The organism is Paraglaciecola sp. QJM3NY_14, assembly GCF_056173245.1.
Genome location: NZ_CM149664.1, coordinates 4,219,030 through 4,235,746 on the forward strand (window position 1 = coordinate 4,219,030; position 16,717 = coordinate 4,235,746).

Consider the following 16,717-nt stretch of genomic DNA (forward strand, 5'->3'; position numbering starts at 1 on the left):
TATGGCTAGATTGTTTATCAGTTTGTACCTTTTTATTGTGTTAGCCATGATTGGCCTAAGTGCAGGGTTAGAACGCCTTTTCAGCCATCCCCCCCAAGGCCCAACAGGCCATGTTACGACGATAATGACCTTGTTTGACGCGGCCAAAAACAATCATGACAACTTACTTGCGTTGGCCCAAAGTACCGCTCTGCCCCACACAGTTGTGCCCTACAACAGTATTGGTTGGAGCGCACAAAGCGCGGCTCAGCTCAAAAATAATAAAAGCGTTTTATTGTACGACGAGAAAATGGGTGAACAGCTGTATATCGCCCTTAACAAAAACGACTTGTTAGAGCTCAATATCACACGCCCGCAAACCAACAGCCAAACGCTCATGGTGTACAGCGGCATATTCTTCGTATGTTTAGGGGCATTAATCGCCCTTTGGCTATGGCCATTGTGGCGTGATTTAAGTGCCCTAAAACGCAGCGTGAGTCATGTTCAAGACGATGGCAGCCTAGTGGATAACCACATTGCTAGCACATCACACATAGCCCCCATTGCCCAAGCGCTTAACAACATGAGCCTAAAGGTAAAGAGTTTGCTGCAATCGCAACGAGAGCTATCTGGGGCTGTGGCTCATGAGTTTCGCACGCCGCTAGCGCGTTTAAAATTCGCGCTTGAAGCACGACCCGCGAGCAATTCTGAAAAATGGAATGCCATGTCTCTGGATGTGGAAGAGCTGGAAAGACTCGTGCAAGAGATGCTTGACTACGCCGGTAGTGATGTACTTATCCCTGAGCTTAATTTAGCTGAAATCCCGTTGAAGGAGCTTGTAGAGCAAGTGGTTGCCCATCTGCAAACCCTGCATTTGAAAGATCATCAGGTATGTATTTCTGGGGAGAACATACTGCTACTCGCAGATGATCATTTCGTACAAAGGGCGCTAGAAAACCTACTGGTGAATGCCAGTCGATATGCAAAGTCGCGCATTTCAATCAATATCACCCAAGACCAAGACCATGTTTTGCTCAGCATAGAAGACGACGGGCCAGGTATTCCAAAAGACGTCCAAGAAAAGATATTTGATGCATTTTATCGCCCAGATGAAGCGCGCACGCGTGCGTCGGGCGGTGCGGGACTGGGCTTAGCTATTGTACGGCGTATTCAGCAGTGGCACCAAGGGGACTGCCAAGTACACAATTCAGCGCTGGGCGGCGCTGCATTTGTATTGCGCTACCCCCGCCACGACCGCCAATCACCAACGCCCTAACACGACCTTACATTTCTCTATTATCTGCAGCACAGCATCCTGATCTGTATCAACCTTTAACATAATCGATAACGCAAACTAGCGTAATGACAGCAAAAAAATGCTAATATGCGCCGCGATTATGTGCCTTAAGCATCTCGGTTCAGTCAAGGAGCAGCAATGAGTGACCGCATTCCCGTAAAAGATATTTCCCCGGTTCAGGTGCATCGCCCTGACAAAAGCAAACACAATGATCAGTACACACCTCGCAATCGAATCTATGTGAGAGCGGTTAAAGGTGCCCTAGAAAACTTCAGGCGCTTCTTTGGTTTAGTGTTTCTATCTATTTTTGCCATTCTGCCGTGGTTGCAATTTGAAGGTAGCCAAGCCATTTTGCTTGATATCGGCGCTCAGCGTTTTCAAATATTTGGCTTAACCCTATGGCCACAAGACTTAACGCTGCTAGCCTGGATATTCATTGTTGCCGCATTCGCTTTGTTTTTCGTTACGACGTTTGCTGGTCGTGTATGGTGTGGCTTTATGTGCCCGCAAACCACATGGACCTTCATCTATATTTGGTTTGAAGAAAAAATTGAAGGCAGTCGTAACAAGCGCATCAAATTAGATGAGCGCAAGATGGACACAGACAAGTTTATCCGCAAAACCCTGAAGCACATTGCTTGGGTGAGTGTTGCGCTGCTTACATCCCTCACTTTCGTTGGCTATTTTACGCCTATCGACGCCTTATTCGTCGACTTCTTTACTTTTTCCTCAAGCTTTTGGGCAACCGTATGTGTGCTATTTTTCGCAGTTTGTACCTATGGTAACGCCGCATACATGCGTGAAATCATGTGTACCCACATTTGCCCTTACGCACGTTTTCAAAGCGCCATGTTCGACAAAGACACCTTCACAGTGGCTTATGATGCACAGCGCGGGGAACAACGCGGCCCACGTTCGCGCAAGGCCACGCGTGAGCAAAATGCTGCCAAAGGCTTAGGTGACTGTGTTGATTGTAACTTGTGTGTGCAAGTGTGCCCCACAGGTATCGATATCCGTAACGGCCTGCAATACGAGTGCATCAACTGTGGCGCCTGTGTTGACGCTTGTAACGGTGTAATGGACAAAATGAATTACCCGAAAGGGCTTATCAGTTTTACGTCTGAAACTCAGTTAGCGGGCGGTCAGACTAAAATATTTCGCCCGAAACTCATGGGTTATGCCGTTGTTTTAGTCTTAATGAGTGCCTTACTGGTCTTTGAACTGTTAAGCCGAGTACCATTGGAAGTCGACATTATTCGAGATCGTAACGCTCTTTATCGTGAAACCAACGACGGCCTAATAGAAAACGTATACACCCTTAAAATACTCAATAAATCACAGCATACTCAACATTTTGATATTGCAGTGAATGGTCTTGAAGGCCACAGATATATAGGGGAACAGAGTGTCACGGTAATGGGCGGTGAGGTATATAACCTGCCAATCAGTATTGCAATCGACCCGTACCAATTAGAAGATCCTGTGACGGCCTTTAGCTTTACCATTCGTGCTCAAGAAGACGAGGACGCCGTTATCGAGCAAACCTCTAAGTTTTTGTATCGTTGATGAGTACATTTAATTTTAGCGAGCTAACGCCAGACCTCATCTTAGATGCCATCGAATCTGAAGGCGTATTAGTGGAATCCGGTTTGCTCGCTCTCAACAGCTATGAAAATCGCGTTTATCAGTTTGTTGGCCAAGATAGTAAGCGTTACGTGGCAAAGTTTTATCGGCCCCAGCGCTGGAGTGAAGCACAACTAAACGAAGAACACAGCTTTTCGTTAGAACTCGCTGAACATGAAGTGCCTGTCGTCGCGCCCCTCGTGATCAACGGCAAGAGCCTACATTTATACCAAGACTATCATTTTGCACTTTTCCCCTCCGTCGGTGGGCGCCAGTTTGAAGTTGATAATTTGGATCAGCTTGAGTGGATGGGCCGTTTTATTGGGCGTATTCACCAAGTGGCTAAATCACGTTTATTCACCCACAGACCAACCATTGATATTGACGATTATTTGGTGAAGTCAGTGGCTGAATTACAAAATAGTCAGCTTATTCCTTCAAGCTTACACGAAGCGTTTTTCACTATTTTAGAGCAAGTGGTCGCGCTGACTAGTGAGCGTTACCACACAAGCGACATGATGCGTTTACATGGTGATTGTCATCCAGGTAATATCTTGTGGCGCGATGGACCTACCTTTGTGGATTTAGACGATTGCCGTAATGGCCCAGCCGTACAAGATTTGTGGATGATGCTATCAGGCGATCGTCAAGCTCAATCGCTTCAGTTAAGCACCATAGTCGAGGCCTACGATGAGTTTTGTGAGTTTAACCCCAAACAGTTAAGCCTAATTGAACCTCTTCGCGCTATGCGTATGGTGCATTACATGGCGTGGTTGCATAGACGTTGGCAAGACCCTGCCTTCCCTCAGGCGTTTGCTTGGTTCGCTGAGCCCAAGTATTGGGAACAACAAATACTCGCGCTTAAAGAGCAGTTCTCCGCTTTGCAGGAAACTGAACTTCGTATTTAAGCTTATTCAGATTCTGTTAATCGCCAGCGCAATAAGATAAATTTTCTTTTAATGCCAACTCCGTAAAATCATTAGCCACTCAGCGAAAATTTAATGGAATTGGTATAACTGGTTACAAAGTGCAGTCGGCATTTTATGTTAGCTATGCTAATCTGCCCCGAGTTATTTTTACTAAAGAGATGAATTAACAATGAAAAAAATCATACTTGCTTTTTTTATTGCGGTATTAGTGCCGCTTCAAGCATGCGCCCAAGAAACGTGGAAAGAAGGTGAGCATTACACCATCATCAACGAAACCGCCACTGACAAACCTGTCATCAATGAATTCTTCTCTTACTGGTGTCCACATTGTTTTCAGTTCGAACCCATCGCTAAAAAGATCCAAGAGAAAATGGGTGACGATGTGAAATTCGAAAAAGTACACGTGAACTTCATGGGCTTTACCAGCGGTGAAACCCAAGACGATGCTAGTCGTGCCCTTATGGTAGCTCGCGCATTGAAGAAAGAAGATTCTCTAAGTACCGCTATTTTCCGTTACATTCATGTACAGAAATCACCTATCACCAACATCAAAGATTTAAAAAATATCTTTATGGTAAACGGTGTAGAAGAAGCGGATTTCGATAAGCTTGTGAGTAGCTTTGGCGTCAACAGCATGTTGAAAAAGAACAATAAGCTAGTTCAGGAATACCGCAGTCACCTGCGTGGGGTACCTAACTTCATCGTTAACGGCAAATACCAAGCTAAGTTTACCCGTGATATGAACAACGACGATATTGTTAATTTGATTGTGTGGTTGTCGAAACAAAAATAATTCTCACGACATAATCTTGTCAGCGCATACTGACTAAAAAGCCCCAAAAGCACTTGCTGTTTTAGGGGCTTTTTTTATGACCATTTATTAACGTGAATTCTCATTTCAAACCGGTAAATTAAAACACCTTACACAGTGCTATGCTTGACGTTGAGCGGTATTTCCCTTTTAAAAAAGAGTGACAGAGAACCTCATTGTGTCAATATAATACTACTTGTGCGCTTTGAAATTCGCTGTGCGATATTCACTATGTATCGGTCAGTACTTTACAAACCCTGATTAGGTTAGGTTGAATTATTCATTCCACTGAAAGCCGAAGGTAAGCCATTTATGCCTGAGTATGCGTCAGATAAAGTTCTACCTTCTCGTTGGTATCGTGCTGTCGCGTTTGTCGCGTTATGGTTAATTGTTTGGCTGTTAGCACAATTGATGGAATACACCGCCCACGCAAGTGTGTGGTTTCCCGTATCAGGCTTAACCTACGCAGCTCTATTAATTATCGGTATCAGGGCAATTATACCGCTTATGCTGTGCGCAGTGATAGTGACCATACTGACTTGCATCCAGTATTCCCTCCCGCTAAATCCCCCCCAGATGATACAAGCAGGTCTTTTGTTCGGTTTCGCCCATATTTTACCTTACTGGTTGAGTGCATATCTATTTGCTTGGGTAGCCCGTCAAGACAAACTCAGTACACCTGGGCTGATTATCCTGTATATCATTCACACCGGCGTAGGGTCACTTGTTACGACTATGCTGGTGATCTTCAGCTTGATTTACAGCAATATGATGACTGCGTCTGAAATAGGCCAAGCATGGTTACCCTTTTGGATCGGAGATTACGTGGGTGTGTTGGTATTAGCGCCGCTTTTTGGTGCTTTACTTAGTCGATATTTCTCACATGAGCGCTTTGATCTCGAACAATATCTAAGCCCGAATCAAACCACAACCAGCTCCGAGTACCCGCATAAAATTATCGTCGTCACCTTACTCGTCATATTAACCACCTTACTCAATCAGTACTCAGGTCAACAAGCGAGTGCCTTTGCTATTTTCCTGCTCGTGCTGCCGCATATGTGGATAGCATGCACGGAAAGCGCACTGTTCAACCTACTCAGCTTAACTTACAGCTGCATTATCATCGCGCTATTCGTCAACATTTTTGGATTAAATGAATTCGCCTTAATTTATCAATTTGCCATTGTGATCGTTGCTTCCAATGCCCTATTCGGTATTGCTGTACCCGCATTGATGGCACACAACGAAAAACTGCAAGCTATCGTCACCACTGATGCACTGACCCAAGCTGCGTCGCGTCAACATTTTATGCAACAAGCTGAACGAGCAGTAAATCGCAGCCAAAATGACGAGGTGCCGTTGTCACTTATCATGTTCGACATGGATAACTTCAAAAAAGTGAATGACACCTTTGGCCATAGCGCTGGCGATAAGGCCTTGCAGAAGGTTTGCCGGGCGGCGCAACTGTCCCTGCGCCCCACAGACTTACTAGGGCGTTTCGGCGGCGATGAGTTCGTGGCGCTACTGCCAGATTCAACCATTAACGATGCTCAGCAAGTAGCACAGCGGATTTTGAGCAATGTTAACGCCGCCGAAGTCGCTCCGGGTCAGCCGATAGAATGTAGTTTTGGTGTTGCACAGCTTAAGCGTAATCAGAACTTCACAGAGCTATTTAACGTAGCCGATAGAGCGTTGTATAAAGCCAAACGAAGAGGTCGAAATACAGTCGTTAATGAAGATGGAGTGGAGCTTAAATCTGCCAGTTGATAGGCGTACGTCCGCTGTCGAGCAAGATTTGATTGGTTTGAGCGAAATGCCCACATTCGAAAAAGCCACGATAAGCAGATAATGGGGATGGGTGCGCAGCGGTTAAAATATGGTGCTTTGAGGCATCAATAAGCCCTGCCTTTTTCTGGGCATGACTACCCCACAACAAAAATACCACGTCTTGAGCATGCTCATTGATAAGTGCAATCACTTTGTCGGTGAATCTCTCCCAGCCAATCTTGGCATGCGAATGGGCTTTACCTTGCTCAACGGTGAGCACTGTATTAAGCAAAAATACACCTTGCTCAGCCCAAGATTGCAAACAGCCATGCTCAGGCACAACAAAATCCGGAAAATCGTGCTGCAGTGCTTTGTACATGTTTTTCAAAGAAGGGGGTGTTTTCACACCTTTTTGTACTGAAAAGCTCAAACCATGGGCCTGATTAGGCCCGTGGTAAGGGTCTTGCCCAAGAATAACCACTTTGATTTGATTAAACTCGGTGCAACTAAAGGCATTAAATACGTCTTTAGCGGCGGGATAAACCACTTTACCGTTCGCTCGTTTGCTCGCGATAAAGTTCATCATGTCGGTGAAGTAAGCTTGCTGCTTTTCTTCACCGAGTAGCGTGTGCCATGTTGCGGCTTGCGTCATTTACCCAGCCTTATATAACCGCTTAGCCTAGTAGGCTAAACAAGTGCTTTTTCAACACGTCATAATCGCTTGGTAAATCCACAGCGAAGCTTTCTTTGGTAGAACAGTCAACCAAAGGTTGAGGTAAACTAATCGGTTGCCCCAATACGTTTTCGACCGTTTCGCGGAACTTAGCAGGGTGCGCCGTACCAAGGAATATCCCTGTATCGCCTTCATCCATATGGCGAAGCAATGCTTTGTAAGCAATCGCCGCGTGAGGCTCTGTCACATAGCCTAACTGCGCAAGTTGACGCATAGCCACTTGGGTATAGTCTTCGTCGACCATGTCACCTGACAGTATTTCACGTGACAAATAACCTTGCTCGATGATGGCTTCAATACGCGGCCAGTTATTTGGTTGGCTAACATCCATCGCGTTAGACATGGTCGCCACGGTACTTTTAGGATCCCACTCACCGGTTTTCAAATAACGCGGCACGGTATCATTCAAGTTAGTAGCAGCCACAAAGTGCTTAACAGGCAAGCCCATGGTTTTCGCAATCATGCCGGCGGTCAAGTTACCGAAGTTGCCACTAGGCACTGAGATAACCAAATCATCACGCTGCTCTTTGCTTAGCTGAGAAACGGCTTCAAAGTAGTAACAAACCTGCGCGACTAAACGGCTAATATTAATGGAGTTAGCTGAGTTAAGGTGCAAACCTTCACGCACTTCAACATCATCAAACGCACTTTTCACCATTTGCTGACAAGCATCAAAGTCATCTTCAATCGAAACAGTGTGAATGTTGTCACCTAAGGTGGTGAATAGCTTCTCTTGCAGTGGGCTAATTTTGCCTTTCGGGAATAAGATAACCACATTGATGTTATCTAAACCATGGAATGCATGAGCAACGGCAGCGCCAGTATCACCAGAGGTAGCAGTCAAAATGGTGATTTTTTCGCCAGCGGCAATTTCGGTTAAACATTGAGCCATAAAGCGGCCGCCGAAATCTTTAAACGCCAGTGTCGGACCGTGGAATAACTCAAGGCTGTAAATATTATCTGTTACTTTTGCCAATGGCGCGTCAAATGCGAAAGCGCGCTCAACGATACCCTGTAAACAATCTCTAGGGATTTCATCACCAATCAGCTGGCTTAAAATTTCAACCGAGCGTTCAACAAATGGCATATCAAGAATGGCATCGATATCATCAAATTTTGGCAAACTAGTAGGGAAATATAACCCTTGGTTTTTGCCTAACCCTTTTTTAACCGCTTGTGCAAAGCTGACTTTGTCCGAAGGGTCTTTTAAATTAACTAGTTCCACGTTTCTTACCTTATGTGCTTATTCAACTAAGCGTATTTTAATATTATGCTAGGCGCTGATGTCTTTTGCCACAGCACCTTGTTCATCAAGCTGACACACATGGCTAAAGCCGGTGTCATTTTGGATATAATTCTCTTGCAACCACGTACTGATGGTTTGCGCCTGTTCAAGGTTGTCGCACACGGCAAATACAGTCGGCCCAGATCCTGAAATACCAAACGCCATAGCGCCATTTTGCATCGCAAACTCACGTGACTCATCAAAGTGCGGCAATAAAGATTTGCGATACGGTTCTGCGATAACATCCGTCATCATACTCACCGCGAGCTTCTCGTCTTGGCGATAAAGCGCATCCACAAAAACAGCCAACTGACGGCCAAATTTCAACGTATTTGGCATAGACACCTGCTTCGGCAAAATATCTCTTGCCGCTGCGGTTGATACCGTAATACCTGAATAACACGCCACCCAATACCAATGTTTGAAGGTTGGCAATTGTAAGGCAAGCGTATCGGCTTGTTCTGCCATTAAGGTCAAGCCACCTAAGTAACAGGGTGCGACATTATCATAATGTACACTGCCACTGATCTGACCTTCCAATTCGCCCATAATCAGCAGCAACTCATGCTGGTTAAATGGCACCTCGCCCAATAACTGGCCGTAAAATTCATTTAAACCATGCAGTGCGGCCACAACCGATGCCGCACTTGAGCCTAAGCCACTGCCAATAGGCAGATGTTTATGTAAGGTCATTTTGACTGGCGGCAGCTCGACGCCCTTTTCGCTCATCACTTTTACAAAGTGTTGATAGCAACGGGTCACTATGTTGGTGTCAGGATCCGCTGGTAATTTATGAGCAAAAGCACCTTCTACCGCAAGGCTAAACTCATCAGCCAATTCAAGGTCAACTTCATCCCCAAGCACTGTGCCGTCAACGGGCTTCAACGCAGCACCTAGCAAATCAAAGCCTAAGCTAACATTACCTGTTGAAGCTGGGGCAAAAGCGCGAAGCGTTTTACCCATCATGTCATTTAATTCGCTCATTACACGTCTTGCTTCCATGGCATGGTTCTAAGTACATCAGCAAAAACGCCTGCGGCTGTTACCGCAGCGCCCGCTCCATAACCACGTATTACGTAAGGAATAGGCTGATAATAATTACTGTGGATCGCCAACGCATTTTCGCCTTCTTTGATCACAAACAGAGGGTGATCTTCGCCCACCGCCTGTATCGAGACTACGCATTTACCTTTGCTGATAGAGCCTACGTACCGCAGTACTTTGCCTTCTTCTTTGGCCGCGTTAACTTTATCTGTGTACAGGGCATCTAATTCAGGTAGCTTTGCCATGAACTCGTCGATGCTGCCGCTATCGTCAAAGTGCGATGGCAACACAGGCTCAATTTGAATGTCTTCAAGTTCAAGCTTCAAGTCAGCCTCGCGAGCCATAATTAATAGTTTACGGGCCACATCCGTGCCGCTTAAATCATCACGCGGGTCTGGCTCAGTAAAGCCGTTCTTTTTAGCAATTTCAGTGGCTTGAGAAAGCGTTAGACCTTCATCTAACTTACCAAATACAAATGACAATGAACCTGACAAAATGCCTTCAAAGCGCTGAAGTTCATCCCCGGCGTAAATCAGTTTTTGCAAGTTATCGATTACCGGTAAGCCCGCGCCTACTGTGGTTTCATACAAGAACTGGCGATTAGTATTTTGCGCTGTTTCACGCAATTGCTGGTAATATGCGTAAGACGCAGTATTGGCTTTCTTGTTAGGCGTAACGACATGGAAGCCGCTATTCATTAACTCAACGTACAGCTCAGCAATCACTGTGCTGCTAGTGCAGTCAATCACCACCGGGTTTACCAAGCTGTTGCGCATCACAAAGTTTTGCAAAGCATCAACAGAAAGCGACTGCTCGCTAGCATTTAGCTGGCTTGTCCAATCGGCGCTTAAGTCCACTCCGCCCGCTTCTAATAAAAGTTTGCGGCTGTTGGCAATACCATAAATTTTCAAGCTTATGCCACGTTCGAGTAACACCGCTTGCTGGCGAGCAATTTGCCCTAACAATTCTTTGCCGACCGTACCACAGCCCACTAAGAACACATCAATCGCGTGTAAATTTGAAAAGAAATTCTGGTGAACCACTTTCACTGCTTTTCTCGCTTTGCTGCTTTCAATTACCGTTGAAATTGAACGCTCAGACGAGCCCTGAGCAATCGCCACGTTGTTTACCCGCGCTTGTGCTAATGAGCTAAAGAACTTAGCCGCCAAGCCTTGTGAATGGCGCATACCGTCACCGACCAAGGTCACAATCGCTAAATCATGACGTACTTCAATTGGGTCGAGTAAGTTATTCGCCAACTCTAATGCAAACGAGTCTTCTAACAAGTCTTGAGCGCGGGTGGCATCTTTACTATGAATACAAAAACTGATGCTGTACTCAGAAGAAGATTGCGTAATAAGGCTGATCGAGATATTCGCATTCGACATCACTTCAAATACACGGCTGGCCATACCAACCATGCCTTTCATGCCTGGGCCCGCCACATTAAACATGGTCATGTCATCCAGATGCGAAATACCTTTAACGCTCGTCCACTTGGTGCTCTTTTCGTTGCTGATAAGCGTGCCAGGCGCCGCTGGGTTAAGCGTATTACGAATAAGGCAGGGAATGTGGTGCTGTGCAATCGGCCCGATGGTTTTCGGGTGAAGTACTTTCGCCCCGAAATAAGAAAGCTCCATGGCTTCTTGATAAGTCAGTTTATCGAGCAATACCGCACCATCAACCTGGTTGGGATCGGCATTATAAACACCGTCAACGTCTGTCCAAATCTCACAACATTCGGCATCGATACACGCAGCTAAGATAGCGGCTGAATAATCAGAGCCATTGCGCCCTAGCGTGACTTTCTCGCCTTCGGCATTTACGGCCACAAAGCCTGGCATAATAAGCACTACGTCGCCTGAGCTATCAACGTCACTAAAACGTGCTTTGCTCACGGCCACATCGGCGATGCTATCGAGGTAATCGCCTTCTGCTAAAATCAATTCAGCTGGGTCGATAATTTGGTTTTTGGTGCCAAGGGTGGTCAGTATCTGGCTGAAGATATTAACGCTCATGTACTCGCCAATGCTCAAAATCTTAGCGACCACAGATTCAGGCGCGCAGCGTAATAGCGCAAAACCTTCAAGGTGTTGATTCAACTCATTCAAAATGCGTTGAATGTAAGGGGCAAGTTCACTGTCATCGAATTCAGGAAGGGTATCTTTTAAATCATCTAAAATACCAAAAAGCACCATGTTCAGCTTAGCGAACAACTCGCCGTAATCTTTACCACTACCCGCTTCTTCACATAACAGAGATAGCGCATTGGTTACGCCTTTAGGGGCTGATAACACAACAGCTGCGCCGTTGCTTGCGTGGGTATCCAAACAGATATCTTTAACCCGTAAATAACGCTCTGCATCAGCTAATGACGAACCGCCAAACTTCAACACCTTCATTTATTTTGCTCCTCTGGTGGTTGTTTACGCAGGGCTTTCACCGCGTCGAAACAACCATTAATTAACTTTTTGCTGCGCTAAATAACAAAAAAGCCCGCTATATTTGCGGGCTTTATGTCTGTTTTATGTGCACAAGCCAGCGATCACCTCAAAGAGGTAATAATCATAATCATGCCGGTGGTGCTTGTTATTATTTTCGAATCTACGTTCATGGAGCTCAATTTGCCGTATAGACGTCTATATGTCAACCGTCTAGACGTCTTGTTTTGATATTTTTTATCCACAGATTAGATCTAAAGAAATAACGGAAGATTTAGTTGTTACTTAATAAAATCATACACTTAATGATTAATTGGGGCTAATAAGCGTGTGAAAGCGTGGATAATCGGTAAAATTCATAACCGCTTTATTTGTTACAGGCAGAAAAATAATAGCTTGAATGAGGTTCGCGCGTGTTTTTGTGGCTGCTTATTTAGCAAATAGTATCTTTAACACGGCTTATTTATATAGGCGTTGTTAACGGCTTATTACCTAATAGGCGTCACTTAATTGGAGTATTTCCACTTCACGCGCGATAGCTATAACTAGCGAGTTTTTTTAACTTTACCGTTTTCCTATGGTCACAGCGCTTATAATAAACCACGCGCCCATTCTTTCTATTTTTATGCTCTGAATAAAATCTTGCGCTAAGATGCAGAGCGACGACCTGTTTCCTTCTCGGGCACTTCTGCAGGCGGTTGGTTCGTCTTTCCACCTGCGGTTAGCCATTCGTCACCGCACAATTTAAGTATGTGCTTGGGCATCACGTCGGGTTGTTCATTATCTATAAGGGTATCCAGCACTTTTTGCGTTACTAGCACAATCCCTTTTGGGGTGACGGTAAAACCTTGTTGTTGAGCTATGTCTTTGTCATTCAGAACAAACTCAGCCGGTATATTTACCCCCTTATCCACAATCACGTTTTCTAGTTTAGCGCCAAAGCCAACTGTGACGTCAGGCAGCAACACACATCTTTCTATTACAGCGCAAGGGTCGATTTTGCAGTTAGTAGACAATACCGATTGTTTGACACTGCAACTGTCTAGACGACAACCTGAGCCGATGAGGACTTGCTTAATATCACACTTAGCCAAGTCAGAGCTGTTTGTGATCTCCACTGGGGAATTTGCGAACGCACTGCCCCATATCGGCCAGGCAGGGTCGGTAAAATTAAGCATGTCGCGGTTATTGAGTAAATCTAAGTGGGCACGCCAATAGCTGTCTAAGGTACCAACATCTCGCCAATAAGGTATTTGATCGCCGCTAGGATCGCGAAAACGATGAGCGAAAACGCGATGCTGCTGAATAATGCTAGGGATCACATTCTTGCCAAAGTCATGTGCAGAATCAGCGACTTTCGCGTCTTTTTCTAACAATGAATACAACACATCGGCATTTACAACATAATTGCCCATCGACGCTAAGCAGTAATCTGGTGCATCAATTAACGCGTGAGGTGTATCAGGTTTCTCAGCAAATGCAGTAATGCGGCCATCACGCGCAGCACTAAGTACCCCGAGTTGTTTGGCAGCATTTTTAGTCGGCACTTCGATACAAGACACCGTCATATCTGCGTTGTTATTCACATGGGTAGCTAACAGTTTGCGGTAGTCCATTTGATAAACGTGATCACCCGAGAGGATCATCACATACTTAGGCGCTTTCCCCTTGATGTAGGCGATATTTTGAAAGCAAGCATCTGCAGTACCTTGGTACCAACTCTGGTCATTTTGCTGGGAAGCAGGCAGCACATCAAAACAACCGCCGACATTGCTGTTCAAGCGTCCCCAATGGTTCATCAAGTGACGTATTAAGCATTGCGATTTATATTGTGTCAGCACGGCAATTTGATTCAACCCTGAGTTCACACAATTAGACAGAGGAAAATCAATAATTCGACAATGACTGCCAAACTCTAATACGGGTTTAGCACGCATCTCCGTTAGCCCATCAAGGCGCGAACCCTGACCGCCAGCAAGCACTAATACCAAGGTGTCTTTTACTACCGTTTGCATATCTGCTTCCACATTCATAACAAGCTCCGATAAAGGTCGTCCCTGACCAAGTGTTGTACTGTTCGTTAAGCGCTAACGCTTAGTAAATGAGTCACTTAGCGAACCTTAACCAGAAATTTCGATTTTTCGTTGCAGCTCTTGAGCTTTTACCGATTTAGGTAAAGTCACCTTGAGCAAGCCTTTTTTGAACTCGGCTTTTATCGCATCTTGGTCAACGCTTACCGGTAAACTGAAACTGCGTTGAAAGCTACCGTAGCTGCGCTCCATAATGTGAATGTTGTCGTCCTTGTCAGCTTCATTTTCGTAATTCTTCTGACCGCTTAAAGTCAAGATGCCGTCGGATAAATCTAAGGTAATGTCGTCATTATCAAGGCCGGGCAACTCGGCGGTTAAGGTATACGCTTTTTTGTTCTCAGTGATATCAACCTTTGGATCCACAAAATCTAGTTTGCTTTCGCCCTTTGCTGGTGTCTCTCGTACGAACGGAAAATGCGAACTGAAGTTTTGCACAAAATCATCCAAAAAATGTTGGCCAAACAAATGAGGAAACTGGCCGGAAGGTTTTTTGTCAGTAGAACGATTCGTTAAGTTGATATTACTCATCATCAATCTCCTATCAAAAATTTGAATTGGGTTGGCTGATAAGCTTGCTAGCACGACATCGCCTATCAGCTAATAAAATTAAACTCGATTTTATTGATCCTCATCTTGATCCAGATCAACATTCATTGTTGTTTTATTGAGCGCTTGTAAATCATTATAAAAACACAGGATGAATGACCAGAGTGGAAGGATGAAAGGGATAAGGGGATAAGGGGATAAAGGGATAAGCAGCGAGCATAAATTGAGACCGCTTTTGATAAAACGTTACCTTTTACTACTAAGCGTTGGGCTTTGCCTGAAAATAAATGTATAAGTAACGCTGCTTCACCCAGAGCCAATATACCGAGTGCCGCCACCTAAAACCCTGACCTGCCCCCTGATATTTAAGTAATGTTTTAATGCAATATGTTTGCGAAACTTGTGTCAAATACCTTGAAAAATGAACTTGCGAACAGACTTGGTAAAGTGGCCATACATATAAACGCTAACTGACAATATCAACAATTTTTTCTCTCAAAGAGAGACTTAAGATGAAGTAAACGGTTTAATGTCATTTAAGAAGTCATTTGGTTTTACTAAATATCCCGCCGAATTGGCAGAGCGGTTAAACCGCCAACATTTATGACTAAAAATCTTCAGTGATTTATCGACCATAGAATGACAATATATACAGGTCGTAAACAGTCATAAGCCAAAAGAGCGAAAAGCAAAGAGTACGTAATGAACGCGTTAATTGAAAAAGACATTCAGACTATCCAGTCTATAGAAGCTGTGCCGCATATAATGAAGATGCTGTCAGATGCCACCGGATTGCGCTTCATTTGCATTGCACGGGTTACAGATGAGAAGTGGACGACCTGCGCGGTATTCGATCAAGTTAACTTCAACCTTCTTCCCGGTGACGAGCTTGATATATCAACCACCTTTTGCATTCAGGTAAAAAGGTCAACCCAGCCGATTGTTATTGAACATGCTTTAAAAGATGATCACTACAGCAAAAGCGAAATTCCAATCATGTATGGGTTTGAAAGCTACTTTTCGTTTCCCATTTACAATAAAGACGGTGATTTTTTCGGCACGCTGTGCGGTTTAGATCCCCTACCGATAAAGTTGAAAACGGTTGAGATTCAACAACAAATTAAGTCATTCGCTGAGTTGATTTCTCGCCAGATTGAAGTTGACGAACAGCTCATCACTGCCCAATCCGAGTTATTCAACGAGAAAGCAGCGGCCAAACTTCAAGAGCAGTACATTGCCATTCTAGGGCACGACTTAAGAACACCATTATCTGCTTTGACTATGGGGGTGAGTTTTTTAAAAGATCAAGTAACGGACGCCACCTCTCAAAAAATACTCGCACGCATGGACAGCAGCGCAACAAGAATGAAACGCTTGATTAGCGATGTGATGGACCTAACCCGAGGTAAAATGGGTAACGGCATGCAGTTAAACGTTAAGACGGTGAACAACCTAGAAGATATTCTTACCCATACCGTTGATGAGCTCTCTGGGCTGCACCCCCAGCGTGAAATACAGACTCACATTGATATCAAGGGCTCGGTTAATTGCGACCCTGAGCGAATCGCCCAGTTGCTATCTAACCTGTTAATCAACGCCATTGTGCATGGCGATCCACAGCAAGCTATTGAGGTGACATCACAGATAGAGAGCGGACTATTCTCACTGAGCGTGAGTAATGGCGGCGAGCCAATTAAACCAGAGGTGATTGATAAACTGTTTCAACCTTTTTGGCGCAATGAAAGCAACAAGCAAACCGGCGGCCTAGGTTTGGGTTTGTTCATTGCTTCCCAAATCACCTCTGCTCATGACGGTACATTATCCGTTTGCTCAGACGACAGCAGAACGACGTTCACGTTTCAGGCAACTATTGGCATGAATGCGATTGAAGGTTAGTGAATGATGATGTCTAGCGCGTCTATTGTTTTAACTACTTTTTATTAACTCGCCTGTTAAAACGACTAAAAAATCTTGAATAGGGCTGTCATCAGCCCTGCTCAAAGCACGAGAAAAAATTCAAGATAGCCTAGCTAACGCTTTCAAAACAACACGGCGTAAGCAACACCAATATAAAACGTATCCAATCAAAGTTATAAACACGAGCCTAAAAGAAACACTGTAAACTCGATAGGTGACACTGCGCACTACCCTATCTTTGAAACTAGCAGAGCC

12 protein-coding genes are annotated in these 16,717 nt (G+C 44.8%); 6 read left to right on the top strand and 6 right to left on the bottom strand.

Features of this window, described 5'->3' with window-relative positions; translation table 11 throughout:
• Position 1 precedes the first annotated feature (1 nt).
• The 5 genes from AC0VYA_RS18040 to AC0VYA_RS18060 all read left to right on the top strand — a co-directional run bounded on the left by AC0VYA_RS18040 (position 2) and on the right by AC0VYA_RS18060 (position 6,406).
• Positions 2–1,255: an ATP-binding protein gene (locus tag AC0VYA_RS18040; RefSeq protein ID WP_475489190.1), complete on the top strand. Its 1,254-nt coding sequence runs from the start codon at positions 2–4 to the stop codon at positions 1,253–1,255.
• A gap of 159 nt (positions 1,256–1,414) precedes the next feature.
• Entirely contained in the window at positions 1,415–2,842 is a 1,428-nt protein-coding gene (gene ccoG / locus AC0VYA_RS18045; protein ID WP_473475987.1) for a cytochrome c oxidase accessory protein CcoG, read from the top strand.
• Entirely contained in the window at positions 2,842–3,807 is a 966-nt protein-coding gene (locus AC0VYA_RS18050) for a serine/threonine protein kinase (RefSeq protein ID WP_475489191.1), read from the top strand. Before ccoG ends, AC0VYA_RS18050 begins: the two co-directional genes overlap by 1 nt.
• 190 nt (positions 3,808–3,997) lie before the next feature.
• Positions 3,998–4,621, top strand: coding sequence for a thiol:disulfide interchange protein DsbA/DsbL (locus AC0VYA_RS18055; protein WP_006994201.1), 624 nt, complete (start codon positions 3,998–4,000; stop codon positions 4,619–4,621).
• A gap of 330 nt (positions 4,622–4,951) precedes the next feature.
• Positions 4,952–6,406, top strand: a complete 1,455-nt coding sequence (locus AC0VYA_RS18060; protein ID WP_475489192.1) for a GGDEF domain-containing protein — start codon at positions 4,952–4,954, stop codon at positions 6,404–6,406.
• Here AC0VYA_RS18060 and ung read toward each other — a convergent pair.
• From ung to AC0VYA_RS18090, 6 genes are all read right to left on the bottom strand, one after another.
• The gene (gene ung / locus AC0VYA_RS18065) at positions 6,390–7,058 is read right to left on the bottom strand and encodes a uracil-DNA glycosylase (protein ID WP_475489193.1); all 669 of its coding nucleotides are present in this window, start codon (positions 7,056–7,058) and stop codon (positions 6,390–6,392) included. The genes AC0VYA_RS18060 and ung overlap by 17 nt on opposite strands.
• A 22-nt stretch (positions 7,059–7,080) precedes the next feature.
• Complete coding sequence (thrC, locus tag AC0VYA_RS18070; RefSeq protein WP_475489194.1) at positions 7,081–8,364, bottom strand: threonine synthase; 1,284 nt, start codon at positions 8,362–8,364, stop codon at positions 7,081–7,083.
• Positions 8,365–8,412: 48 nt separating this feature from the next.
• Positions 8,413–9,408 (bottom strand): homoserine kinase, encoded by a 996-nt coding sequence (gene thrB / locus AC0VYA_RS18075; protein ID WP_475489195.1) that lies wholly within the window; start codon positions 9,406–9,408, stop codon positions 8,413–8,415.
• Complete coding sequence (gene thrA, locus AC0VYA_RS18080; RefSeq protein WP_011576307.1) at positions 9,408–11,870, bottom strand: bifunctional aspartate kinase/homoserine dehydrogenase I; 2,463 nt, start codon at positions 11,868–11,870, stop codon at positions 9,408–9,410. The genes thrB and thrA overlap by 1 nt, the downstream gene beginning before the upstream one ends.
• 686 nt (positions 11,871–12,556) lie before the next feature.
• The gene (gene glgC, locus AC0VYA_RS18085) at positions 12,557–13,942 is read right to left on the bottom strand and encodes a glucose-1-phosphate adenylyltransferase (RefSeq protein ID WP_475489196.1); all 1,386 of its coding nucleotides are present in this window, start codon (positions 13,940–13,942) and stop codon (positions 12,557–12,559) included.
• 87 nt (positions 13,943–14,029) lie between these two features.
• A complete protein-coding gene (locus AC0VYA_RS18090; RefSeq protein ID WP_473475999.1) occupies positions 14,030–14,530 on the bottom strand; it encodes an Hsp20 family protein in 501 nt (166 codons plus the stop codon).
• Positions 14,531–15,247: 717 nt separating this feature from the next.
• On the opposite strand from AC0VYA_RS18090, the gene AC0VYA_RS18095 reads away from it, so the two are divergent.
• Complete coding sequence (locus tag AC0VYA_RS18095; RefSeq protein WP_011576310.1) at positions 15,248–16,441, top strand: GAF domain-containing sensor histidine kinase; 1,194 nt, start codon at positions 15,248–15,250, stop codon at positions 16,439–16,441.
• Positions 16,442–16,717: the final 276 nt, after the last annotated feature.